The organism is Luteibacter sp. Sphag1AF (assembly GCF_014192715.1).
GTDB lineage: Bacteria > Pseudomonadota > Gammaproteobacteria > Xanthomonadales > Rhodanobacteraceae > Luteibacter.
In genome coordinates, this window is the sequence record NZ_JACHYH010000010.1 from 21,244 (window position 1) to 45,151 (window position 23,908).

At 63.2% G+C, this 23,908-nt stretch carries 21 protein-coding genes; 6 read left to right on the forward strand and 15 right to left on the reverse strand.

Annotated features, from left to right (window positions below; all coding sequences use genetic code 11):
• Positions 1–66: 66 nt before the first annotated feature.
• Both FHW69_RS17465 and FHW69_RS17470 read right to left on the reverse strand, forming a co-directional pair.
• Positions 67–2,229 carry a S46 family peptidase gene (locus tag FHW69_RS17465; RefSeq protein WP_255494880.1) on the reverse strand — a complete coding sequence of 721 codons (2,163 nt, stop codon included), beginning with the start codon at positions 2,227–2,229 and terminating at the stop codon, positions 67–69.
• A gap of 107 nt (positions 2,230–2,336) precedes the next feature.
• A complete protein-coding gene (locus FHW69_RS17470; RefSeq protein WP_183424388.1) occupies positions 2,337–4,487 on the reverse strand; it encodes a S46 family peptidase in 2,151 nt (716 codons plus the stop codon).
• 160 nt (positions 4,488–4,647) lie between these two features.
• Here FHW69_RS17470 and tdh point away from each other — a divergent pair, with 160 nt between their 5' ends.
• A complete protein-coding gene (gene tdh / locus FHW69_RS17475; RefSeq protein ID WP_183424389.1) occupies positions 4,648–5,682 on the forward strand; it encodes an L-threonine 3-dehydrogenase in 1,035 nt (344 codons plus the stop codon).
• Between the two features lie 101 nt (positions 5,683–5,783).
• On the forward strand, positions 5,784–6,983 hold the full coding sequence (gene kbl / locus FHW69_RS17480) for a glycine C-acetyltransferase (protein ID WP_183424390.1): 1,200 nt from the start codon (positions 5,784–5,786) through the stop codon (positions 6,981–6,983).
• Here kbl and FHW69_RS17485 read toward each other — a convergent pair.
• The 5 genes from FHW69_RS17485 to FHW69_RS17505 all read right to left on the reverse strand — a co-directional run bounded on the left by FHW69_RS17485 (position 6,943) and on the right by FHW69_RS17505 (position 11,630).
• Entirely contained in the window at positions 6,943–7,752 is an 810-nt protein-coding gene (locus FHW69_RS17485) for a pseudouridine synthase (RefSeq protein WP_183424391.1), read from the reverse strand. The genes kbl and FHW69_RS17485 overlap by 41 nt on opposite strands.
• A 24-nt stretch (positions 7,753–7,776) precedes the next feature.
• Positions 7,777–8,337, reverse strand: coding sequence for an NAD(P)H-dependent oxidoreductase (locus tag FHW69_RS17490; protein WP_183424392.1), 561 nt, complete (start codon positions 8,335–8,337; stop codon positions 7,777–7,779).
• Between the two features lie 228 nt (positions 8,338–8,565).
• Positions 8,566–9,270, reverse strand: a complete 705-nt coding sequence (locus FHW69_RS17495; protein ID WP_183424393.1) for a C40 family peptidase — start codon at positions 9,268–9,270, stop codon at positions 8,566–8,568.
• A 237-nt stretch (positions 9,271–9,507) separates the two neighbouring features.
• Positions 9,508–10,191 carry a YggS family pyridoxal phosphate-dependent enzyme gene (locus tag FHW69_RS17500; protein WP_183424394.1) on the reverse strand — a complete coding sequence of 228 codons (684 nt, stop codon included), beginning with the start codon at positions 10,189–10,191 and terminating at the stop codon, positions 9,508–9,510.
• Positions 10,188–11,630: a M20 family metallopeptidase gene (locus FHW69_RS17505; protein ID WP_183424395.1), complete on the reverse strand. Its 1,443-nt coding sequence runs from the start codon at positions 11,628–11,630 to the stop codon at positions 10,188–10,190. The genes FHW69_RS17500 and FHW69_RS17505 overlap by 4 nt, the downstream gene beginning before the upstream one ends.
• A 176-nt stretch (positions 11,631–11,806) precedes the next feature.
• On the opposite strand from FHW69_RS17505, the gene FHW69_RS17510 reads away from it, so the two are divergent.
• The 3 genes from FHW69_RS17510 to FHW69_RS17520 all read left to right on the forward strand — a co-directional run bounded on the left by FHW69_RS17510 (position 11,807) and on the right by FHW69_RS17520 (position 13,260).
• Positions 11,807–12,130: a helix-hairpin-helix domain-containing protein gene (locus FHW69_RS17510; protein ID WP_183424396.1), complete on the forward strand. Its 324-nt coding sequence runs from the start codon at positions 11,807–11,809 to the stop codon at positions 12,128–12,130.
• A gap of 105 nt (positions 12,131–12,235) precedes the next feature.
• The gene (locus tag FHW69_RS17515) at positions 12,236–12,697 is read left to right on the forward strand and encodes an SET domain-containing protein (protein WP_183424397.1); all 462 of its coding nucleotides are present in this window, start codon (positions 12,236–12,238) and stop codon (positions 12,695–12,697) included.
• A 23-nt stretch (positions 12,698–12,720) separates the two neighbouring features.
• Positions 12,721–13,260: a GNAT family N-acetyltransferase gene (locus FHW69_RS17520; RefSeq protein ID WP_183424436.1), complete on the forward strand. Its 540-nt coding sequence runs from the start codon at positions 12,721–12,723 to the stop codon at positions 13,258–13,260.
• A 21-nt stretch (positions 13,261–13,281) separates the two neighbouring features.
• On the opposite strand, the gene FHW69_RS17525 is transcribed toward FHW69_RS17520, so the two are convergent.
• The 4 genes from FHW69_RS17525 to FHW69_RS17540 all read right to left on the reverse strand — a co-directional run bounded on the left by FHW69_RS17525 (position 13,282) and on the right by FHW69_RS17540 (position 17,725).
• Positions 13,282–14,178 (reverse strand): hypothetical protein, encoded by an 897-nt coding sequence (locus FHW69_RS17525; protein WP_183424398.1) that lies wholly within the window; start codon positions 14,176–14,178, stop codon positions 13,282–13,284.
• Positions 14,179–14,186: 8 nt separating this feature from the next.
• Positions 14,187–16,403 (reverse strand): M1 family metallopeptidase, encoded by a 2,217-nt coding sequence (locus tag FHW69_RS17530; RefSeq protein ID WP_343204047.1) that lies wholly within the window; start codon positions 16,401–16,403, stop codon positions 14,187–14,189.
• Between the two features lie 121 nt (positions 16,404–16,524).
• Positions 16,525–17,382 carry a 2OG-Fe(II) oxygenase gene (locus FHW69_RS17535; protein WP_183424399.1) on the reverse strand — a complete coding sequence of 286 codons (858 nt, stop codon included), beginning with the start codon at positions 17,380–17,382 and terminating at the stop codon, positions 16,525–16,527.
• Between the two features lie 67 nt (positions 17,383–17,449).
• A complete protein-coding gene (locus FHW69_RS17540; RefSeq protein ID WP_183424400.1) occupies positions 17,450–17,725 on the reverse strand; it encodes a GIY-YIG nuclease family protein in 276 nt (91 codons plus the stop codon).
• A 123-nt stretch (positions 17,726–17,848) separates the two neighbouring features.
• Between FHW69_RS17540 and FHW69_RS17545 the strand changes: the two genes are divergently transcribed.
• Positions 17,849–18,373 carry a GNAT family N-acetyltransferase gene (locus FHW69_RS17545; RefSeq protein ID WP_183424401.1) on the forward strand — a complete coding sequence of 175 codons (525 nt, stop codon included), beginning with the start codon at positions 17,849–17,851 and terminating at the stop codon, positions 18,371–18,373.
• On the opposite strand, the gene FHW69_RS17550 is transcribed toward FHW69_RS17545, so the two are convergent.
• From FHW69_RS17550 to FHW69_RS17565, 4 genes are all read right to left on the reverse strand, one after another.
• Positions 18,363–19,469: a catalase family protein gene (locus tag FHW69_RS17550; protein ID WP_183424402.1), complete on the reverse strand. Its 1,107-nt coding sequence runs from the start codon at positions 19,467–19,469 to the stop codon at positions 18,363–18,365. The two genes, FHW69_RS17545 and FHW69_RS17550, sit on opposite strands and share 11 nt — an antisense overlap.
• Positions 19,470–19,543: 74 nt before the next feature.
• Entirely contained in the window at positions 19,544–21,223 is a 1,680-nt protein-coding gene (locus FHW69_RS17555) for a ShlB/FhaC/HecB family hemolysin secretion/activation protein (protein ID WP_183424403.1), read from the reverse strand.
• Positions 21,224–21,304: 81 nt separating this feature from the next.
• Complete coding sequence (locus FHW69_RS17560) at positions 21,305–22,762, reverse strand: collagen-like triple helix repeat-containing protein (RefSeq protein WP_183424404.1); 1,458 nt, start codon at positions 22,760–22,762, stop codon at positions 21,305–21,307.
• Between the two features lie 296 nt (positions 22,763–23,058).
• The gene (locus FHW69_RS17565; protein ID WP_183424405.1) at positions 23,059–23,886 is read right to left on the reverse strand and encodes an alpha/beta hydrolase; all 828 of its coding nucleotides are present in this window, start codon (positions 23,884–23,886) and stop codon (positions 23,059–23,061) included.
• Positions 23,887–23,908 lie beyond the last annotated feature (22 nt).

Sequence of the window (23,908 nt, forward strand, 5' to 3'; positions counted from 1 at the left end):
AATGCCTGCGCTGTAACGTTGCAAGTCACACAGGAAGGGGCGCAGATGCCCCTTCCCCGACCGGCATTACTTGGCCGGCACGCCCATTTCCTTCAGCAGGTTGTCTGCGTGATCGAGGTGATGCATGACCCACAGCATGTAGCGGACGTCGACCTGGATCGAGCGGTTGAGCTTCGGGTTGAACAGCCAGTCGCCGCTCACCGATTCCCAGTTGCCGTCGAATGCCAGACCCACGAGGCGACCTTCCGCATCGAGCGACGGCGAGCCGGAGTTGCCACCCGTGATGTCCAGGTCAGCAAGGAAGTCGACCGGCAGCGTGCCGAGCTTCTTCGACGCGTAACCATCGTATGCCTTCGCGCGGATGGCATCGGTTTCGGCCTTCGGTGCATTGAACGGAACAACGCCCGTGTCCTTCTGCACGATGCCTTCGGCCGTGGTGAACGGTGCATAGCTCACGCCATCACGCGGGGACACGCCCTGAACGTTGCCGAAGGTAACGCGCAGGGAACTGTTCGCATCCGGGTATACCGGCAGGTTCTGCGATTCCTTCCACGCGATGATCGCCTGCATGTAGCGCGGACGCAGTTTGGCCAGTTCGCCGTCACGCGCATCCTGCTCGTCTTCGATTTTCTTCAGCTGCGGCAGCACGGCCGTGGCCAGCTTCAGCATGCTGTCGTTGCTGGCAGCGATGGTTTTCGCGTCGGCCTTGAAGAACTTCATGCGGTCTTCGGTGTTGCCAAGCTTGCTGCCCGCGTAAAGTGCAGACACTTTCTGCGCGATGGCGGCATCGGTGTTGGCACCGGCAAGCCACGCATCCAGAGCCGGAAGGCGCTGGTCAGCCGGCAGCTTCACGTAACGTGCAAGCGCGTAGGTCATCAGCTGCTGATCGGTCTTCGCATCGTAGCGACGCTCCATCTGCTTGAGCGCACCTTCGATGCGCACTTCGTCACGCTGCTGGTAACCGGTCTCGCGCTCCATGTCCGGCTTGGCGCGCTCATTGGCCAGACGGGCCAGACGCACACCGCTGGAAAACAGCGACGAACGCGACAGCAGCGAGAGGTCAAGATCGCGCTCACGCGTGCTCTGGTAGCTGGCAAGCTTCGCCTTCAGTTGCGCGATGTCGGCGATCAGTGCCTGATTCTCCGCGCCGCCCTGCTTCTGCAGCCACGCATTGAGGTCCGCCTCCTGCTTTTCCTTGACCGCCACGGCATCAGCGCGACGCAGGCCTTCCAGCTGACCACCGAAGTTCTTCAGGTAATTGTTGAGACCCGCCACCATGCTGGCGTACTTCACGGTCACGTCCGGATTCGTCTTGCCGTTGGCAGCAATGATGTCCAGCGTGTCCTGGTAGATCTTGATCTGGGTCGGGTACTGCCAGTCGATGGCAGCCTTCGCCTCGTCCGCCAGACGGTAGCGGTTGGTGCGGCCCGGGTAACCCACGACCATCACGTAGTCACCCTCTTCCACGCCCTGCGGGTTGACCTTGATGACGTGCTTGGGGTGATACGGCACGTTGTCTTTGGAATAGGTGGCCGACTTGCCATCCTTCGAGACATACGCACGCAGATAGCTGAAATCACCGGTGTGGCGCGGCCACATCCAGTTGTCGACATCGCCACCGAACTTGCCGATGGACTCAGGCGGCGCGTAAACCAGGCGCACGTCCTTGATTTCCATCTGCTTGATCAGCTGATAGCTGAAGCCGCCATGGAAGGTGTAGACGTCGCAGCGATAGCCGTCCGTCTCGCAGCCCTTCACCAGCTCCTTCTTGGCCAGATCAATGGCCTTGTAGCGGGCCAGCGGGTCCATGTCGGCCGTGAGCCTGGCCGTCACTTCCTTCGTCACGTCGCGAATTTCTTCGGTGACAAACACGCGCATGTCCGGCGAACCCGGGAGTTCTTCAGCCGGGGTCTTCGCCAGGAAGCCCTCTTCGATGAGGTTCTTCTGCGGCGTGGAGTTGTACTGAAGTGCGCCGTAGCCGCAATGGTGGTTGGTGACCACAAGGCCGTCGGGCGACACAAAGGATGCCGTGCAACCGCCGAGGCTGACGATGGCGCCCATCGGGTAGGCGGTCAGGTCGGTCAGCGTCTTCGGATCAAGCTTCAGCCCGTGCTGCTTGAGCGTGTTGGCGATCTTCGGAAGCTGGGCGGGCTGCCACATGCCTTCAACGGCATGAGCGGAAGTGACGAGGCCGGCGGCGAGGGCCGCGGCAAGTGCGAGACGACGCAAGGCGTTCTCCTTGAAGGGGGGCGGGCTAAACTAGCCCGGAGTCGTTACTTTATAACTGTGCCGAAGGTCACGAGGACGGGCGGATTGCCCATCCCCGTGATCGGCGCTCAGGGGGCGACGCCCAGTTCTTTCAGCAGTGCAGGTGCCGGGTAGACCTTGTCCATCAGCCAGCGCATGTAGCGCATGTCCACATGGATCGCGCGCTTGTAGCGCGGGTCGTACATCCAGCTGGCGCTCACGGCTTCCCAGTTGCTGTCGAAATTCAGACCCACCAGTTCGCCCTTCGCGTTGAGCACGGGCGAGCCGGAGTTGCCGCCCGTCGTGTCCAGGTTGCTGAGGAAGTCCACCGGCATCGCTTTGAGTTTCGGATCGGCGTACTGCCCGAAATCACCCTTGGCAATGGCATCGAGCAGCGGCTTGGGCGCATCAAACGGTGCCTTGCCGGTGTTCTTCTCTACAATGCCGGCCACCGTGGTTACCGGGCCGTACGTCACCGCATCGCGGGCGGCCAGCGGCGTGACCTTGCCGTAGCTGACGCGCAGCGTGGAGTTCGCATCCGGATAGACGGCCCTGCCCTGCTTTTCGCGATAGCCGATCAGCGCCTGCATGTACGCCGGACGCAGACGCATCAGGTCACCCTCACGCGACTTGCGCTCGTCTTCCACGCGAAGCAAGGCGGGCTGCAGTGCATGTGCCGCCGCCAGCAGCGTGTCTTTGCTGCCGGCAATATCAGCAGACGACGCACTGAACAGACGCAGGCGCGTGGCTTCATCGCTCATGCCGGTGCCGCCGTAGATGCGATCCAGCGCCCTGGCCAGTTCACTGGCATTGCGACCGAACACGGCATCGAACTCCGGTAGATGCTGAGCCGCCGGCAGCGCCTGGTAGCGCGTCATCAACGCACTGATCATCGCCTTTTCCACGCGCGGATCGTAACGACGCTGCGCCTGCTTCAGCTGGCTCTGGATCAGCTCTTCGTCACGCTGCTGGTAGCCTGCTTCGCGCGCGGCGTCCGGCTTCGGACGCTCGACCGACAGGCGATCAATGGCCAGTGCGCCACGCATCAGCTGCGTCTGCGACGACAACAGACCGATGAGCAGATCGCGCTCACGCACGTCCTTGCCGGCAGCGATCAGCTTCATTGCCTCGTCGATATTCGGCTTCAGCGCCCCAGCGTCCGGCTGGGTGGCCAGCCACGCGAGCATGGCCGCTTCATCGTCACGGCGGATGGTGACCGCATCGCTGCGCTCAAGACCTTCCAGCTCGCCACTGAAGCGCTTGATGCCATTCTTCAGGCTCTGCAACTGAGAGGCGTACTTGATGCCCGCTTCGCGATCCGCCTTGCCCTGATCTTCGATGATGCCCTGCAACTGCTTGAGCACATCAATCGAGGATGGCAGGCGCCATTCGATCTGGTCCGCAAATTCAGCGGCGGTGCGATGGCGATAGGTGATGCCCGGATAACCGGCCAGCATCACGAAATCACCTTCAGCCACACCCTCGCGGGCCACCTGCAAATGCGACGGCGGGTGATACGGCTTGTTGTCCGGCGAGAAATCAGCCGGCTTGCCGTCGGGACCCACGTAAGCGCGCAGTACGGTGAAATCACCGGCGTGACGCGGCCACACGAAGTTGTCCACTTCATCGCCGTAATTGCCAATGGCGCGCGGCGGTGCGTACACCAGACGCAGATCGCGCAGTTCAAGCTGCTTCACCAGGTAGAAGTCGCGACCGTAGAACATGTTGGCCACGGAGCAGCGATAGCCCTGTTCTTTCTCGCACTCGGCCACCAGCGCCTTGCTGGCGGCATCCACCGCGTCGTAATAGGCACGGCCTGTCTTGCCCGCAGCGCCAGCGAGCACGCGATCAGTGACCTTGTCGAAACCCACGGTCACGCGCAGGCGGTAATCGGGGTTGGCCGGCAGCTCGCCCTTGCGGTCGGGCGCCACGTAGCCGTCCGTGATCAGGTCGCGATCCGGCTTGCTGTTGTACTGAATCACGCCGAAGGCGACGTGGTGATTGGTGACCACCAGGCCATCCGCCGAGACAAAGGCACCCGTGCCGCCGCCAATGCGCACCACCGCATTCAGCGGTGCCTTGGTCAGGTCGGCCAGATCCTTCGGATTGCCCCTGTAGCCTGCTTCGCGCAGTGCCTTGTCGATTGTGGGCAGCTGCGACGGCATCCACATGCCCTCGTCAGCCTTTGCATCAAGCGCAAGCGCCATGGCGGCTCCCAGCATCATCGTGCGAATTCGCATAGTTCCTTTTACCCCTGTCAGCGTCGTTCTTAGCCGGACGACCATAAAGGGTTAAACCGCAGGGGGCAATGCGGCAGCGCACAACAGCGTCCTCCGGCATACCCGTTCTATAATCGTCGTTTGGGTCTCCCCCGAGGCCGCTCCCCACGAGACGATTGCCATGCAGCAGACGATGAAAGCCCTGGTCAAGCGCAAGCCCGAGCAGGGTATCTGGATGGAGGAAGTACCTGTTCCACAGGTCGGCCCCAACGAAGTCCTGATCAAGATCGAAAAGACCGCGATCTGCGGCACTGACCTGCACATCTACAAGTGGGACGAATGGTCCCAGCGCACGATCCAGCCGGGCCTCACCATCGGCCACGAGTTCGTCGGCCGCATCGCGGAAATCGGCCCGGGTGTCACCGGCTACAAGATCGGCGACCGCGTTTCTGCGGAAGGCCATATCGTGTGCGGTCATTGCCGCAACTGCCGCGCCGGTCGCCAGCACCTGTGCCCCAACACCGTGGGCATCGGTGTGAACCGCAACGGCGCGTTCGCCGAATACATGACCATGCCGGCGTCGAACCTGTGGCCCATCCCGGACCAGATTCCGTCCGAACTGGCCGCCTTCTTCGATCCGTACGGCAACGCGGCACACTGCGCGCTTGAGTTCGACATGATCGGCGAAGACGTGCTGATTACCGGTGCGGGCCCCATCGGCATCATTGCCGCAGGCATCGCCAAGCACATCGGTGCGCGCAACGTCGTGGTTACCGACGTCAACGACTACCGCCTGAAGCTTGCAGCCGACATGGGCGCCACGCGCGTGGTCAACGTGGCCAACCAGTCGCTGAAGGACGTGGTCAAGGACCTGCACATCGAAGGCTTCGACGTGGGCCTGGAAATGAGCGGCAATCCGCGCGCCTTCAACGACATGCTCGATTGCATGTACCACGGCGGCAAGATCGCCATGCTCGGCATCATGCCGCGCGGTGCAGGCATCGACTGGGACAAGGTCATCTTCAAGGGCCTCACCCTGCAAGGCATCTACGGCCGCCGCATGTACGAAACCTGGTACAAGATGACGCAGATGGTGCTCACGGGTTTCCCGTTGCAGAAGGTGCTGACCCACCAGATCGCCATTGACGATTTCCAGAAGGGTTTCGACCTCATGGACGCTGGCGTCTGCGGCAAGGTTGTTTGCAGCTGGACGTAAGCTGACACGCGCGCAGGGCCGTCCGCTTGAGACGGCCGGCCCTGACGCCCGCCAGCCAGACAGCTACAATCGGGGTCTTCCCTCCCAACGGACACCCCCTCATGACCTACCCGGGCCAGGCGCGCTTCGCCAGCGAACTCGAATCCATCCGCGAGCAGGGGCTGTTCAAGAGCGAGCGCATCATCACCTCGCCGCAGTCTGCGGAAATCGAACTTGAGGACGGCCGCAAAGTTCTCAACTTCTGCGCCAACAATTACCTTGGCCTCGCCGACCACCCTGATGTGATCCAGGCCGCGAAAGATGCCCTGGACACCCATGGCTTCGGCATGGCCAGCGTTCGCTTCATCTGCGGTACGCAGGATCTGCACAAGCAGCTGGAAGCGAAGATCGCTGAATTCTTCGGCACCGAAGACACCATTCTTTACGCCGCGTGCTTCGACGCCAACGGCGGCCTGTTCGAGCCACTGCTGGGCGAAGAAGATGCCGTCATTTCCGATGCACTGAACCACGCCTCCATCATCGACGGTATTCGCCTTTGCAAGGCCAGGCGCTTCCGTTACGGCAATTGCGACATGGCCGATCTGGAAGCCCAGTTGCAGGCAGCCGATGCCGCTGGCGCGCGCACCAAGCTCATCACCACCGACGGTGCGTTCTCCATGGACGGCTTCGTGGCGCCCCTGGCAGAAATCACCGCGCTGGCGGAGAAATACGGCGCGCTCGTGCATATCGACGAATGCCATTGCACCGGCTTCCTGGGCGACACCGGTCGTGGCTCGGCGGAAGTGCACGGCGTGCTGAACAAGATCGACATCTTCACCGGCACGCTGGGCAAGGCACTCGGTGGCGCACTGGGTGGCTTCACCACCGGTCGCCGCGAAGTCATCGAAATGCTTCGCCAGCGCTCGCGTCCGTATCTGTTCTCCAACTCGCTGCCGCCGCACGTCGTGGCCGCAGGCATCAAGGTGTTCGACATGCTGGCCGCCGCGGGCGACCTGCGCGAGAAGGTCAAGGAAAACACGCGCTACTTCCGCGAGAAGATGACCGAAGCCGGCTTCGACATCCGTCCGGGCCAGCACCCCATCGTGCCCGTGATGATCTACGACGCGAAGCAGGCACAGGCCATGGCCTCGGCACTGCTGGACGAAGGCATCTACGTCACCGGATTCTTCTTCCCCGTGGTGCCGCAGGGCAAGGCACGCATCCGCACGCAGATGAGCGCCGCACACACGCGCGAGCACCTGGACAAGGCCATCGACGCGCTCACCCGCGTCGCGAAGCGCTTGGGCGTGCTGCCGGCCTGACCGGAGACGGTGCGCCGCGCCCCTTTGCGGGCGCGGTGCGCAAGGCGGCCACCTCTGCATCAGTGAGGTGGCGCCACTGCCCTTTGGGCAATTCTCCCAGCACCAGCGATCCGATGGCCACGCGCACAAGCCGCAGCACATCGAACCCCAGCGCAGCCAGCAGCCGGCGAATGTGCCGGTTGCGACCTTCATCCAGCGTGACCTCAAGCCACGCGTTGCGCTCGCCCTGGCGAAGCAGTGTCACCGACCGGGCACGCAGCAGATCGCCCTCCTCGTGCACGCCAGCACACATGGCCGCCAGCACGCTCTCGCCCGGCTGACCTGAAATCTGCACGTGATAGGTCTTGTCCACGTGTGTCGCAGGCTCCGTGATGCCAGCGGCCCAGACCGTGTCGTTGCTGAGCAACAGCAGGCCCTCGCTTGCGCGATCCAGCCGCCCCACCGGCCCGATCCAGGGCAGGCCCGTGTCAGCCAGCGCGCTGTAGACCGTATCGCGCCCACGCTCGTCAGCGGCGGTAGTCACCAGCCCTCGCGGCTTGTTCATCATGATGTAGACCGACGCCACCGCTTCCGCGCCGCCGCCGTCCACTTCGATATGTTCATGGCCACGGATCGGGAATTCCGGATCACGCTCGACCCGGCCGTCCACCGTGACCCGCCCCTCGCGCGCCAGCTTTTCAGCCTGGCTGCGCGAACAGATGCCGCGCTTGGAAAGGACACGGGCAAGACCAAAGGTCGGGGTCGTTTTACGGGGAGGCCGGGCAATCATGCGCGAAGGGTAACGGATTGGCCCTTACACGCGAATATTGCGCGCTACCCAGTGACCAAACGATTCCATGAAACCGTGCAGGAATTTCTTCGTGCCCTCGTTGACGAGGTGGCCATGGTCGTCGAAGAGCTTGTCCGCGCCGCTGATGTACGCCTCCGGTTGCTGCATGGCCGGCACATCCAGAAACACCAGTGACTGGCGCAGATGATGATTGGCACCAAAGCCGCCGATGGCACCGGGCGAGGCGCTGATGACCGCACCCGGCTTGCCGCTCCACACACTGTGCCCGTACGGGCGGGAGCCCACATCCAGCGCGTTCTTCAGCGCGCCCGGGACGGAACGGTTGTACTCCGGGGTCACGAACAGTACCGCATCGCAGGCTCGCACAGCCTGACGGAACGTCGTCCACGCAGCCGGCGCGGCGTCTTCGAGGTCGGAGTCGTAAAGCGGCAGGTCGCCAATGGTGACCAGATGCAGATCAAGCTCCGGCGGTGCCAGCTCTTTCAGCACATGAGCCAGTTTGAGATTGAGTGAGCCCTTCCTCAGGCTACCCACCAGAACCGCCACTTTGCGCACGTCGCTCATGCCAGGGCTCCTTACGTTTCAGGCCAGTAATGAATGACCAGTGTGCAGAGACTTTCGTGATGGCGCCATGAGGCGGCAGATGGGGCGCGCAGCTGCCGGATTCATCACCGCCCCGCATCCCCAAATCGCAGACAAAAAAAACGGCGGGCCGGGGCACGCCGTTTCGGAAAATACGTTGAAGGACCGTTAAAGACGCGCGATGAATCCAGTAAAGCTGTCCGGAGTGGATCAGATCCGGGCGATACCTTCCGGACGCTTCGCACCGACGAAGTGCTTGGCCCAGTAGGCTTCGTTGAGGTTGTCCACGCGAACCGTCTTGCCTGCCGACGGCGAATGGATGAACTGACCGTTGTCGATGTAGATGCCAACGTGCGAGATGGCCTTGCCGCGGGTGCGGAAGAACACCAGATCGCCCGTCTTCATGTCGCTGCGCTTGACCTTGAGGCCGGCGAGGAACTGGCTGGCCGAATTGGCCGGCAGATCCAGACCAATGCTATGACGGAACACGTAGCGGACGAAGCCGCTGCAATCGAAACCGGTTGAAGGCTGACGACCACCGCGCTTGTAGCGGATATCGCGCAGCTTCATGGCGAATGACATCAGAACGTTGCGGGCATCGCCGTCAACGTGACCTGCCAGCTTGTCGGTGGCGTCAGCGACGAGGTCGCCAGCGTCATCACCATCGTCAGCGTCATCCACCGGGGCCTTGTCGGCTTTGGCGAGGGCCTGAGCCGGCTTCGTGATCGAAGCTGCGTCAGGGACCACTGACTGCGCGAGGGCCGTAGCCGGCGCAAACACGGGAAGATCGGTAAGAAGAAGCGAGGCCGAATCGTTGATGCCCGAGGGGACCGTGATCGTTTCAGCAAGAACAGGTGTAACGGAAGCAGCGCAGGTGAGAGCTAACGCGAGAGCGGTCAGTCGCTTTAAATGCATGAGCGATAAGGCCTTTCTTTCGGTGAGTTGAGCCGCCTGCCAGGCTGACGACCGTGAACGAGCGGTGAAGTTAGCAAAGGACTACATCGCAGTTGTTGGCAGAACGTTAAAAAGCGGTCGATCTAGGAATAATTCAGATAATTCGCAAAAACTCTCGGAAACTCAGTGCTGAATCTGAACGAATTCAGCAAAGAATTTAACGAATCATCTTCACATTCATGAACTTGGACGTGGTAATCAGGAGCGCACGCCAAAGATGGCACTGCCGATCCGAACCTCCGTCGAGCCTTCGGCAATGGCCCATGCAAAATCGCCACTCATTCCCATGGACAGGCGATCCAGTGCAAAGCCGTCGTCCCGGGCGCGCTGCTGGCAGGTCTTCAGGCGACGGAAGCAGTCGCGGACCTGAGCCTCATCGTCCGAGGCGACGGCCAGCGTCATCAGGCCCACCGGCCGCAGACTGGAATAGGCGGACAGCGAGCGCAGGAAGGTGGGAAGGTCTTCGATGGCCAGACCCGACTTGCTGGGCTCGTCCGAGGTCTTCACCTGGATGAGGCAGTCGATGGCCCGCCCCTGGGCCTGAAGATGACGATCCAGCTCGGCCGCCAGCGAGGGACGGTCGAGGGACTGCACCTCCGAGGCCACACGGGCGACGTCCCGAGCCTTGTTCGTCTGCAAGTGGCCAATCATCACCCAGTCGATGCCAGGCCCCAGCAACGGGGCCTTGGCAAGAATCTCCTGAACCTTGTTCTCGCCGAAGCGACGCATGCCCAGCGCAACGGCTTCACCCACCACGCTGGCATCGAAGGTCTTGCTGACCGGCAGGATCGTCACCTCGTCCGGGTGACGGCCCGCCCTCTGGCAGGCCGCCGCCACGCGTCCGCGTACGGCTTCCCAGCGCGCGGCAAGGCCGTCAGTCATACCTGGGTCGCGTTAGCAAAGTGGCGGGCCACCACGTCGGCCACGACCATGCTCACGCGCTTTCCCGTGGGGATGTGCAGGAACTCGTTGGGGCCGTGCGCATTGGAATGCGGACCCAGCACGCCGGTGATGAGGAACTGCGCCTTCGGGAACTTCTCGCCCAGCATGCCCATGAACGGGATGCTGCCGCCCTCGCCCATGTAGGCGGCCGGTGCGCCGAAATAGTGCTTCGAGGCCTCCGCGACGGCGTCTTCCAGCCACGGCGACAGCTGCGGAGCGCTCCAGCCACTGCCGTCCTTCTCCAGGTCGAAGGTGACCTTTGCGCCGTACGGCGGGTCCGATTCCAGCAGTTCCTTGACGAATTGTCCGGCCTTCGCCCCGTCGAGCGTGGGCGGAACGCGCAGGCTGAGCTTCACCGAGGTCTTCGGACGCAGCACGTTACCGGCGCTGTCCAGCGCGGGCATGCCACCGATGCCAGTCACGGCCAGCTGCGGTCGCCAGGTGCGGTTGAGCACCAGTTCGGCCAGATCCTCGGTCACCGGCTTCATGCCTTCGACGAACGGGAACTTGTCGTAGATGGCAGTACCCAGCACCTCGGCCGAACGGCGCGCCTGGTCAATGCGCTGCTGCGGAATGTCCACGTAGAGTTCTTTCGGGCGGATCGTGCCGGTTTCCGGATCTTCCAGGCGGCTGAGCAGGTCACGCAGGATGCGGAAGCTGGACGGCACCACGCCGGATGCGTCACCGGAATGCACGCCCTCCTCCAGCACCTGCACCGTCAGGTTGCCGCCGGTCATGCCGCGCAGCGACGTGGTCAGCCACAGCTGGTCGTAGTTGCCGCAGCCGGAATCCAGGCAGACCACCAGCGCCGGATTGCCGATACGGGCCGCCAGGTGATCCACGTAATAGGGAAGATCGTAGCTGCCGGACTCTTCGCACGCCTCGATCATGATGACGCAGCGTGCGTGCGGCACGTTCTGGTCGCGCAGGGCCAGCAGTGCCGCCAGCGAGCCAAAGATGGCGTAGCCATCGTCCGCACCGCCACGGCCGTAGAGCTTGTCGCCCTTGATCACCGGCGTCCACGGGCCGAGGTCATCGGCCCAGCCGGTCATTTCCGGCTGCTTGTCCAGATGGCCGTACAGCACCACGGTCTGGTCCGTTGCACCGGCCGGTGCGCCCTGAGCGGGAATGTCGATGTAGATGAGCGGCGTGCGGCCTTCCAGGCGCACCACTTCCAGCGTGGAACCGGGCAGAGAGGCCAGCTTGCCGCGCGCCCACGTTTCCATGAGGGCAACGGCCTGATCCATGTAGCCGTGTTCGGCCCATTTCGCGTCGAACATCGGCGACTTGTTGGGGATGCGGATGTATTCGACCAGCTGCGGGACGATTTCGGCGTCCCAAAGATCGCTGACGAAGGACGAGATGCGAGAGGTGTCCATGCGTGCGTTTCCCGGTGAGGCAAAAACGTAGTGTACCAGCGCCCCGGAGGGCGCCGCCCGCTTCGATTGAAGAGCACAGATGCACGCGTCTTCGGGCGCACTGCCGATGGGCAGCCCGGTGTGCGAACCGCAGAGTGCTCCGGCGCGTTGTGCGCCTGTCCTTAGAAGGAGAATCCATGAACCGCATCTGCGTCTTCCTCGTCGCCCTGCTGGCGACCACCACGGCCTGGGCATCCAGCCCGGTGAACATCAACACCGCCGACGCGGCCACGCTTGCCCAGTCACTGGACGGTGTGGGCCTCAGCAAGGCCGAAGCCATCGTGGCGTGGCGCACGACCAACGGCGCCTTTGAAAGTGCCGACCAGCTCACCATGGTCAAGGGCATCGGCCAGTCACTGGTGGATCGCAACCGCGACGCTATCCGGCTGGGCGACGCCAGCAAGCCCCTGACCAAGGCCCGTGCCGGCAAACGGCCGCCTGCTGCCGACGCCGAACACTGAACCACCTTCCGCCGTCGGCAGTCTGCGCTACACTCGCGCACCTGCCGACGGCGGCCCGCGCAACGGTGCGCCCGCCCCTGAAGGCATCGGAGGCACCAGCGCCCCATGATCCTGCCGCGTTACCGTATTGCCGCCTCTGCCATTGAAGGCGCTGGCAAAGGGCTTTTCCTCGAAGAATCCGTCGCCCGGGGCCGCATCATCACGGCGCCGGACGCGATTGATCGCACCTACCCCTGGGCAGAGCTTTCCTCGCGCCCCGAGCTGGCCGAACAGATGTTTGCCAGCGCCCGCTGGTTCGAGGATCACTACACCGTTTCCCCGGACTGGCCCGACGAATGTTTCGTGAATCACAGCTTTGAACCCACGGGGCTCTGGCATCTCGGATTTATTTTTGCCTTCAAAGACTTACCGGAAGGCACTGAAATCACTGTGGATTATCGCCATCTTCTGCCTCCGGGCGAGGAAGAGAGCTTTATCGACAGCCAGAGTGGTGAGAAAATAATCGGCTTGTCCTGGCAGGAGAGCCTCACGGCGTCTACTCACGCCCTGGCTCGCCTGCTCGGCTGACTCACTGGTCAACTCAGATGGCAATGCTTGAAATTCCCGTAATCGAAACCGCGCGCCTGCGCCTTACCGCCCTTACCGAAAGCCACTTCGACGAATACGCGAGCATGCTCGCCGACGCCGACAGCACGCGCTGGATTGGCGACGGGCAACCCCTTGATCGCATGAATGCCTGGCGTTCCATGGCCATGCTTCTGGGCCACTGGGCGTTGCGCGGCTGTGGCATGTGGGCCATCGAGCTCAAGGATACCGGCCAGTTCATCGGCCGCGCCGGCCTGATGCATCCGGAAGGCTGGCCTGATCTGGAACTGGGCTGGATGCTCAAGCCCGACCATCGCCACCATGGCTATGCCACGGAAGCCGGCGAGGCGATTCTCGCCTTTGCATGGAACGAACTGCACGCCCAGCGCGTCATCAGCCTGGTGCGCATCGGCAACGAAGCATCCGACCATGTGGCCGAACGCCTCGGTGGCGAACACATCGACAACATCGACTTCCTGGGCGGTGCCACGCATCTGTTTGCGTACTACCCGCCGCACCGCGAAAGTCGCCGCGCGGCAGGCTGAGCCTCCCCTCGTTACCGGCGCTCAGAGCGCCGGTGCGAAGTCCGTACGCCGGCGCCGCGCGCCGGCCGGCTGAGCCACGGCGGCCAGGGCGTACAGGCGAGCCGTACGCATCCAGCCCACCACGACCACACCCAGTTGCGTAATCAGGAACGCGACGAGCAGGCCGACGCCCACGGCTGTGGTGTGACCACGCCAGCTGGCAATCAGCGCGGCCAGTCCGAAGCCGACGATCGAGATCACCAGATACGACCCCAGCGTGGCGAACGGCCGACGCAGGAACTGCAACAGCCCGCGCCACAGGGCACGCCACGCCGAACGCAGGCCCATGTCCACCATGAACTGCGCGCGGGCTGATTCGGCAATGCATTGAGCCAGCACGATGCACAGCAGCGCCACACCCAGCGCCACGTGGCCGGCAAGATCCGCATCACTCTGCAACAGGGCTGTCTCCGAACGATCACTCGCATACTTCATGGCCTGCATGGCCAGGAAACCTGACGGCACATAGACAACGAGCGACACCAGCGTTGTGCGGAACATGCGCCAGTACTCGGCGCCTGCTCCCTGAAGCAGTCCGGTGAAACTGAGGGATCGCCCTGCCCGCGCGCTGGCCACCACCATGCCCGACAACAGCGGCGATATCAGCAACGACAGCACCACGCCCGCCGCGATGGCACCGTGCACCGGCGCGAGGTCACCCATCCGGGCTGCCACGTCACGGAACATCAGGGCATCGAAGTGCTGCGCCCATTCGTCCGCGTGCACGGAGTAATCGAGCATCGACGAAAACGCGCTGAGTATCGGGAGCGATGCCACCAGCGTGGGAATCAGGGTCAACAGCACCCAGCAGATCAGCAGCCGCCATTGCAGGCCACCCGCCAGGCCGGTACCCAGCGCCGACCATCCGGAACGTTGCATGTAACCGTTCATAGCGTCCCCAGGATGGCGTAGAAGCCTTGCAGAAGATGGGCGATATCCGAGGTCCAGCGGCGCGACGCGCTGCCGTTGGCCTTCAAGGTGCGGCTGTCATTGATTTTGTCTGCGTCCAGGTACACGACGCGCTCCGGATCAAGCTCTGCCGAAACCGCCCGCACCGGCTTGATGAATTCAAAGCGCGCCCAGCGGCGATCATCATCCCAGCGCACGTTCTCGGTGGAACCGTCGGCAAAGGTGACACGAAGCTTTTCGCCCAGCTGCGAACCCTGTCGCCACACGGTAACCACCGTGCGGAACGGATACGGGCCAGTGCCTTCTTTCGCATTCGGGTTGGCTTTGTTCCAGGCGTCGCGCTTTTCCCGAACGATCTTGTCGATGTCCCCAGCATTCACCTCGGCACGCGTCCCGCCCTTCACGAAGCTGCCCGGCAGCGGCAGCACTTCCTCACTGGTCAGCTCGGTGATCTGGTTGTCGACCACGTCGGTGCCATACACGTACTGGTCGAAGATCTGATCCACGTCGTGACGTTTGCCCGACACCTCGATCAACACGGCCTGCAAGTCGGCAACGGATGGATGGCGATAGCGCCACAGTTGGTAATAACGACGGAACGCACGCTCCATCACGTCCTTGCCAAGGCGCTCTTCCAGATCGTGCATCGCCGTGGCGGTGCGCGAGTACACCGTGCCGTATGACGATGACGACAGACGATCCCACGCATTCTGCCCCAGGGGATCGGCCGGCTTTGACAGCGTTGCCATCATGCGCTCCAGCATGAAGACGGGCGTGGGCGCCTCAACGCCGAAGAAACGATAGAACGCGGTGGTCAGCCACACGCGCTGACCGCGTTCGCGCAGCATCCGCTGGTCCCAATATTCGTTGAGGCCTTCGTCGAGAATCGGTTCTTCAAACTCGTTGGACGCCAGCAAGCCGTAGAAATAGCCGTGACCGAATTCATGGATGGTCACGAAGTCCAGCATGAACTCGTCCAGCGTACCCGGCTGCGCCGACTTGTAATGGTCCACGGTGTAGAACGTGGGGTACTCCATACCGCCCGCCTCGTCCGCGTTGAACGGCGGAATCACCGCGGTCACGGTCTTGTACGGATACGGGCCCAGCGTGTTGGAAAAATAGGTCAGCGAATCGGTGGATGCCTTAAGCACCTGCTTCGCGTTGACGGCGTACTCCGGCGGATAGATCACCCGCACCTTCACCTGAGGACTGCCCGGCCCCTGCCAGGTCGTATCCATGGTGAGGTAGGCCGGCGCGGCCACCCACGCGAAATCGTGCACGTCGTCCTGGGCGAAGTGCCAGACCAGGTCGTCGCCCTGCGCCACCGGCTCGCCCTGCTGTTCGCCCACGGCGCCCACAACATAGTTTTTCGGCACGGTCAGCTGGACATCGAACTGACCGAAATCGGCGTAGAACTCGCTGGCGAAATGAAACTCGTGAACGTTCCAGCGCGGTGCCGTGGCGCCACGTTCGCCGGCCAGTTCCAGCACGCCGATCTTCGGATACCACTGCCCCACCAGATGGAACTGTCCCACGTAGCCCGTGCGTTCGATCACGCGCGGCAACTGGCTGTGGAAGTCCATGTTGAGGGTCACGCTGCCACCCGCCGGAACCGGCTGGGCCAGGTCCACGCGCACCACGGTGGTATCGGTCGACGGGCCGCCATCCGGATGGACGTACTCCCACTTCAGCGTCGCGCCCTGCTGCTCCACGCGGCGGAGGTCGATGAAGCCCCACTCGCCTTTCTTCGTGGTGGCCAGGCCGCGACCGCCGCCGTGCGCTGCAAGCGTGCGACGTTCGGTGAAGAACGTGCTTCCTTCGTTCTGAAACGCATTGAGATACAGATGCAGGTAGACCGACGACACCGGCTGAGCGCTGCGGTTGCGCCAGGTCAGTTGCTCCTGGCCGTCCACCGTGTGCGCGTTCGGATCCAGCCTGGCCTGGATGCGATAGGACACGACCCGGTCGGACAGTGTCGGTTCCTGTCCGGTGCGCGGGCCGCCCCACGCATTTTCGGCGCTGGGCGTTTTGACGGCCGCCGCATGCGCCGATGCGAAGGGGATATCCGCCGCAGGCATCGCCGCTGTCGCGACGGATGATGCCGCCGCCGGCTGGGGAGATGGCGGGGGTGGAAGCTGGATGGCCAGAACAAGCGGTGCGGCGGTGCATGACGCCACCACCAGGAGACCAGTCACGAATCGTCTTGCCATGCGCTGCATGGATATCATCCCGCCCCTGTAATCAGGTGATCATTGCGCTGCGCATGAAAGGGCCGATATAGGCCAGAGGTCATGGACAACGCTGACCGATGGGGCGTCAGCCAGGGAACGCCTTCTCGCGCATCCATTTGGTCACGATCCATTTCTCGCCCCGGCGCACTGGAGCGCCGCCGTGCAGCGAATAGCTGTCCAGTTCACCCGCATCACTGGCGTACTCGAAATACAGTGCCTGGCCACGCCTGGGTATGTAGCGGAAGCCGATGTGCGGGAAGATCGTCTCGCCGCCATCGTCCGCATCGTTCAAGTACATGATCAGTGTGGATACGCGCTGGCCGCCGTTCTTCAGATGGCGTTCGCTGCCTTTTTCGTCGGGTGCGAAAAAGTCGTAGTGCGGCATGTACTCACCGCCCACGCCGTAACGCATGACCTGAAGGCCTTCGCCGTGTTCCTCGCTCAGGCGCATGATCGCGGCCGCCCGCGCGTCGATACGCTGGATCAGTTCGTTCTCGGAGCGGTGAAAGTACGCGCCTTCACTGGTGCGTATGTCCATCACCGTGTTGCTGCCCGAACCGGGCGCCACCACGGCCGAACGGGCCAGCCGCGCCGACGCCATGGCGCACAGCGCGGCGCACTCGGCCGGGTCCAGCACGTTGTCCAGCACGGCGATCACCGGACGGTCGATACGGATCAGCACCCGCGCCTCGCGATCGCCCGCGTCCACCACGTGAGAGGCCGCCAGGCGGCTGCTGCGCGGCCGGTGTGCGGCAGGCGACGTCGGCAGGCTCATGGGCGCGGGCCCACCAAACACGACATCCGCGATGGCCTGGCGGGCCACGGCCGGATCGAACCCGTTTTCCCGCATGGTGGCCAGTAATTGTGCGGGCGCCGAACCACCTGCAACGGCTTCCACGATCCAGCGCTGCCAGTCGGGAGTCACTTCGTGGTGCTGGCCCATGTCCCGGAAATCCGATAGCTGGAGAGATGCCGAAGTATGCAGCAGATGCCACCCGGAGCGCAGGCGATTACTCCGTCGCCGCCTCGTCACGGAGTAGCCACGCCAGCTTGGCGTCACGCGGCAGCCGCTTGATGGCCCATTCGGCCTGCGACGCTGTGGCACGGTCGGGAAACGCGCGCGCGCCCAGCAGCCGCACCGGTGGATTGGCCCGTGTGTAACGCGCGCCTTTTCCCGCCGCGTGCGCTGCGTAGCGCTGCTCCAGCCGGTTGGTGATGCCGGCGTAATAAGCACCGTTCGCGCATTCGATCAGATACAGGAACCAGGATTTCGCGACGTCTTCCACGGGCAACTCGACAGGGCAGTGACACGCAAGGTACGACGCCTGCCCTTCCGGCTCAATGCGCGGTTGACACTGATCCGTCCGACACCGCCTGATAGCGCCACCTTCCACCCACGCAGGCTTCCCGTGACATCCCGGCGCATCACCACGCAACGTCTCACACTCACGCCGCACGAACTGACCGATTTCGACGACAGCTACTCGCTGTTCGCCAACGAGGAAGTCACCCGCTATATCACCGGCCGACCAGGAACCCGTGAAGAGGCCTGGTCGCGGCTGTTGCGTTACATCGGCCACTGGCATTCTCTCGGCTTCGGCTACTGGGTCATTCGCGAACGCGACACCGGCGCGTTCGTCGGAGAGATGGGCTTTGCGCGCTACGAGCGCATCATCGAACCGTCCTTCGAAGGCATTCCGGAGATCGGCTGGGCCCTCCTGCCGGCCATGCAGGGCAAGGGATACGCCCATGAAGCCTTGAGTGCGGCGCTGGCCTGGGCCGACGAGGCATGGCCAGAAAGGACGACTGGCTGCATCATCTCGCCGGCCAACGAGCCGTCCATACGCCTGGCCAGCCGTCACGGCTATCAGCACATCACCTCCACGACCTATGCCGGGGAAGACACACTGGTATTTCACCGCGTCAAAGATTGAGGTCGTCGATGCTCTTCGGCTCGCACGGCGCCGTGCCGTTGTGCCGCGCACGGAAGGCGGCCATGGCCTTGTAAGCCACGCGTCGGGCACGCATCACCGAACCCAGCGGGCGATGCGCTGCCAGGGCATGCCACGGATTGAACGAGAGGCCGTCGTCAATGGATGCGCGACGCGCCTCGTTCCACGCCGGCTGCGCAGGCACCACGATGCGGGCCACTTCAATGTACGGGCTGCGCTCCTGCGGCCAGGACACGGACGCATCCTCGATGGGCATCGCTTCAGGATCGGTGCAGAACTGCACACGCACTTCCCACTCGCCACCTTCGCGCGCGAAATGCTCGATGACCGCCTCACGAATGCCATTGGGGCGGTCGTGCAGATCCAGCGGAAGGTCAGTGAGCCGCACCAGATTCGGCGATGCGGGCGCGACAGAAAACTTCACGACATAGTCGCCGAAGCGCAGAGGCACCTGGCTGAAAAACGTGTCGCCGAGGATATGCGTTTCCGGCTGGCCACCCAGTGCGAGCAGGGTGGAGCTTTTTCCGCCGAACGCTTCAATCACTTTTTCTGCCCCGCGAAGAACGGCGGAAATCGCCTTCTTCGCGCCCTCGGCCTTGTCCGTGGTCGCAGCCACCAGCTTCAGTGAACTCAGGAATTTCTTTGCATCCGGTGCAGAAAACGTCGGGCCATTGACCATGACGAAGTCCTGCGTGGAATCGCCTTCGCATCCAGGAAGCCTGGGGCCTTTCACATCGAAGATCTTGATGGCCATGCCGCGTGGCGTCGACACGCTGTCATCGAGAATGTCGCCCGGCACGGTCGACAACCGCATCACCAGCGGGTAGTGCCCGGGCGTTGCGAACAGGCCCTGGGCCAGCTCGGGCGGCAAGTCTCCCGGCACGATCAGCTCGCCGGTCAGCAGCCCATGGCTCTTGGCATGCACAGCGCGGTTCGCGTGTCCCTCGTGACGGAGTGTCGTTTCGTTGATGCCCGTCAGGGTGTCGATCAGTGACTGTGCCGTCTGGGCTTCATCCGGCTCGATCACTTCCAGCGATTCGTCAAAACGAATCGGCGCGGGATGCAGGGAAAGCGGCATGGCGTAACTCCGGCGAACAACAGGGCCACAGAATGGTGTGCGCCCAGCCGTGAAGACGGCGTCCGGACGGACGCCTATTTCAGCCGATATGAAAACGTCAGATTAACGCGCGTGCTCCGGCTGTGGTCTTCCGGTGGCTTGTCGCCCACGGGCTGGGCGAACGCGAGGTCGATGGTGTAATGCTTGCCATCGGAAGCACGCAGACCCAGCGCGACCGAGTCGAGGTTGCGGATAAGCGGCCGGCCACTATTCACATACACGCGTGCCATCTGGCCCACCACGTAGGGAACCAGCGAGGAAACCCATTTGATGGAAGACACAAACTTGCGATTGACCTCCAGCGCGCCTGCCCATCCACTGTCCCCCGCCGCATCGCCCGGATCGTACGCCAGCGCGTAGCGGGGACCGCCGAAGTTGATCTGCTCCGTCGAGGGCAGCGTGTTGTTGCTGTACTGGCCGGTAGCGCTGATCACCGTACCGAACTGGTGCGGCCATTGATTGGTCTGCGCAAAACTCATGTCGATGCGCGTGAAGGTCACATCAGGTAACGCGATGGCGCTGGCGTCCGCACCCGGAATGTTGGTCAGCGCCCGGGAATAAGCGCCAAGTCCGTTAAACCCGTGCGCCACTTCCACACTGAACTGCCGGGTCTGTTTCGGGTACGTGGCCACCCAGGCAAGACTGGCATTGACCACGCGCGTATGCGATTGCAACGCGAGAAGCGCACCCGTATCCACATTGCGATATTTGTCGTTCTGGTCCGATGCGTAAATGCCGCCATTGGCGACAAGGCTTCGCGTATTGGAGAGGATGATCGGATAGTGCGCGGAAAAACTCAGCTTGTCCTGATCGAGGCGGTGATCGAGATAGGCGGGTAACGTGCTTTCGCCGTTGTCCGGATTGCCGCGAAAATTGGAAATGTCTGCCTCGCCCTGCCAGCCATTCGAACCGAATGGCTGAATCCAGCTTGCCGAATAGAACTTCTGCCTTCCGCCGCTCGGAAAGAGCGTCGACACACTCACCTGCTCGCCCAGCGGCGTCAGCGCGTTCTCCATCAGGGCCACCACACCCTGCGTGCCGGGATGATTCATGTCCAGACCCGACGTGGCGTTGTATCGCTGGCGAGTCACGTTCAGATCAAGGCGCGTGGCGCCGTCGGTGGTCGTGGGAGGCGGCACGCTGGCCGCAATCTTTGCGCCGGGCAATTGGCCCAGCACCTGAATGTAGCGCTCGAACGTGGCTTGCTTCAGAGGACGCTCGCCCACGATATGGGCGGCTATACGGCGGATGCGTTTGTCCAGCGTGCCGGTGTCGCCCTTGACTGTAACTTCGGCGACGTAACCTTCCACCACATCCACACGGACGACGCCACCGCTGAAATCCTGACCGGGTATAAACGCGAATGACAGCGCGTACCCTTTTTCCTTGTACAGCGCAGTGACTTTGTCAGCCGCCGCAATGAGGTCGGCCACGGAAACGTCGCGGCCTTGCAGCGGACGGAAAATGGCCGCGACGGTCTCGAAGGGAACGGCTTTGGCACCCTGCACGTCGAAGCGCGTGGGCGTGAGGCGCGAAGCAAGCAATGCTTCAAGCGCGGGGTTGCGCTGTTGCTGCACGGTGACATTCACCGACGGCGCCTGTTTGGGCGCCTGCGTCTGAGGCAGCGTCTGTAACGGATTGGCGGGGGGTCTTACCTGGGCTTGCGCGGCACACACAACGGACAGTCCAACAAAACAGCCGAGCCAACGATTCATCTGATCTCCCTTTGCCCTGGACGCCCGGAGGACGGAGACGCATCCATGCGTCTCCGTCCGGGTAGTTCACGAACCGCTTGTTCAGTGGGCCGCACTACCCTTGCCGAGGATTCCACCCTTGATTCCGCCCAGTGTTCCGCCGAGATCCAGGCCAGAGCCCGTCCCGCCACCGACCGCGCCTGCCAGTCCATTCACCGTGTTGTTGAGGAGCGAGGTTACCGGAGCCAGTGCGCCGGTCGGGCTCGTTGCCGACGTCACGCCGTTGCCTACCGCAGCCACCGTGGTGCCCACCGCACTGGTGACCGGATTAAGCGCAGCAAGCGGCCCCGAGCTTCCGACAGCTGTTACCGTCGAACCCACCGCTGCCACGCTGGCACCTGCGCCGCCCAGCGTCGTGCCGACCGGATTGGCGGACAGACCCGACTGACCCAGGCCGGCCGTCACCCCCTTACCCAGCGTGTTGACCGCGCCACCCGCACCGGCCACCGCATCGCCCAGCGTGGTGGTCAGACCACCGGCCGGACCTCCCACCTGCGCACCAGCGATGGAGTTACCGAGACTCTGCACGCCCGTACCTGCACCAGCGACCACGTTTCCACCTGTGGTCGAAACAGCCGCCACAAGATTGGTGGAACCGCCCGTCGATGCTGGCTGATTGAGGCTGCCTGCGATGGGCGTCACCACGTTGCTGAGTGCCTGGGTAAGCTGCGTGGCACCGTTGGACGCAAGTGCGCCGTTGAGGTTGGTGCCAAGCGTGCCAACACCGTTACCCGCCGTCGAAACAACCGTGCCCACGAGTGACGTGATCGGTGCAATCGGCGAGCCCGCGCCTGCCGACGTCACCACCTGGCCAAGATCATTGACCGCTGTCCCGGTGTAACCCACCACGCCACCGAGACTCCCCGTGGTCGTGCCAACCGGATTGGCGATGTTGCCCGTCTGTCCCAGACCGCTGCTGACACCGTTGCCCAGCGCAGACACTGCATTGCCGAGGTTGTCGACCACGCCGCCCAGCGCCGTGGCTGCGGCGGTGTTGCCACCCAGTGCCGTGACGCCCGGAATCTGCGCACCGACGCCGGAAACCGTGCCGCCGATAGCGGAAATAATGCCGCCCGCACCCGTGGATATGGCGCCCACTGCGTTGGAGGGTGCCGCAGCACCGGTACCACCGCCGGTTCCACCACCGGTACCGCCGCCCGTGCCGCCACCAGTGCCACCACCCGTACCGGTGCCACCGCCGTCACCGCCGCCCGTACCCGTTCCACCGCCCGTGCCTGAGCCACCACCGGTGCCGGTTCCACCCGTTCCACCCGTGCCGCCATTATCGCTGCCGCCGGTTCCACCACCGCTGCCGGAATCACCGGAGCCGCCCGAACCGCTTCCACCTTCGCCGGTGGGCGTTATCGCCGAACCACCACTGCCCGGCGAACGCACCGAACCGGAGCCGCTGCAAGCCGCCAGAGAAATGGTTGCCGCGAGAATGCACGTCGCAAGCATCGTGCGTGTCAGCGTACCGGTGAACCCCTGTGTCTTGGCCATCACATTCTCTCCCGAACGCCGCAGCGTTCCAGCAAGGCCCCACTCCGGAGGCACCCCAAAAGCCTGCACACCCCGATGGCGAACAAGCCCGCGGAGGAATCCGCGCTATGGGTTAGAAGTACGCCGGGCAAGCGACGTGAAATGCGCAAAAGCGGCTAAACAAAGGCTCCGAACGTCCCCAAGGTGTGAAGGTCATCACATTCATGAAGCATTTAGCAGCGTAAAAGCGCAACAAATTAGTGGCAAAAAAAAACCGCACGCCGTGAAGCGTGCGGTTGAACATTGCGCAGAGCGCTTTATTCCTTGATAAAAGCCAGAAGATCGTCGTTGAACTGATCCTGATGCGTGGTCGCAAGACCATGCGGCGCACCCGGATACACCTTTAACGTGGCATTTTTCACGATCTTCGCCGTTTTTGCGGCCGAGGCCACGAAGGGCACGATCTGGTCGTCGTCGCCGTGCACCACGAGCGTCGGCACGTCGATCTTCTTGAGGTCGTCGGTGTAATCCACCTCGGAGAATTCGTGAATGCAGTCGTACAGGCCTTTGATGCCACCCTGCATGCCCTGGAACCAGAACGCGTCGCGCATGCCCTGCGTCGCCCGGCTGTTGTCGCGATTGGCGCCATAGAAAGGCCCACTCAGGTCCTTGAAGAACTGCGAGCGGTCATCGAAGGTGCCCTTGCGGATGCCATCGAATACCGAAATCGGCAGGCCTTCCGGATTGGCATCGGTCTTGAGCATCAGCGGCGGCACGGCGCCCAGCAGCACCACCTTCTTCACCCGCGCGGTGCCATGACGCCCGATGTAATGCGCCACTTCGCCGCCGCCAGTGGAGTGGCCGACCATCACAATGTCCTTCACGTCCAGCTTGTCGAGAAGCTCAGCCAGATCGTCGGCGTACTGGTCCATCGTGTTGCCTTCAAACGGCTGATCCGACCGGCCATGACCGCGACGGTCGTGCGCAATAACCCGGTATCCCCGTGACGCCAGGAACATCATCTGGCCATCCCACGCATCGGCCGACAGCGGCCAGCCATGGGAAAACACCACGACCGGGCCTGTGCCCCAGTCCTTGTAGAAAATATTCGTACCGTCTTTCGTCTTGAATGTGCCGCTGCCCATGGGTTTCTCCGGTGTGAGGACG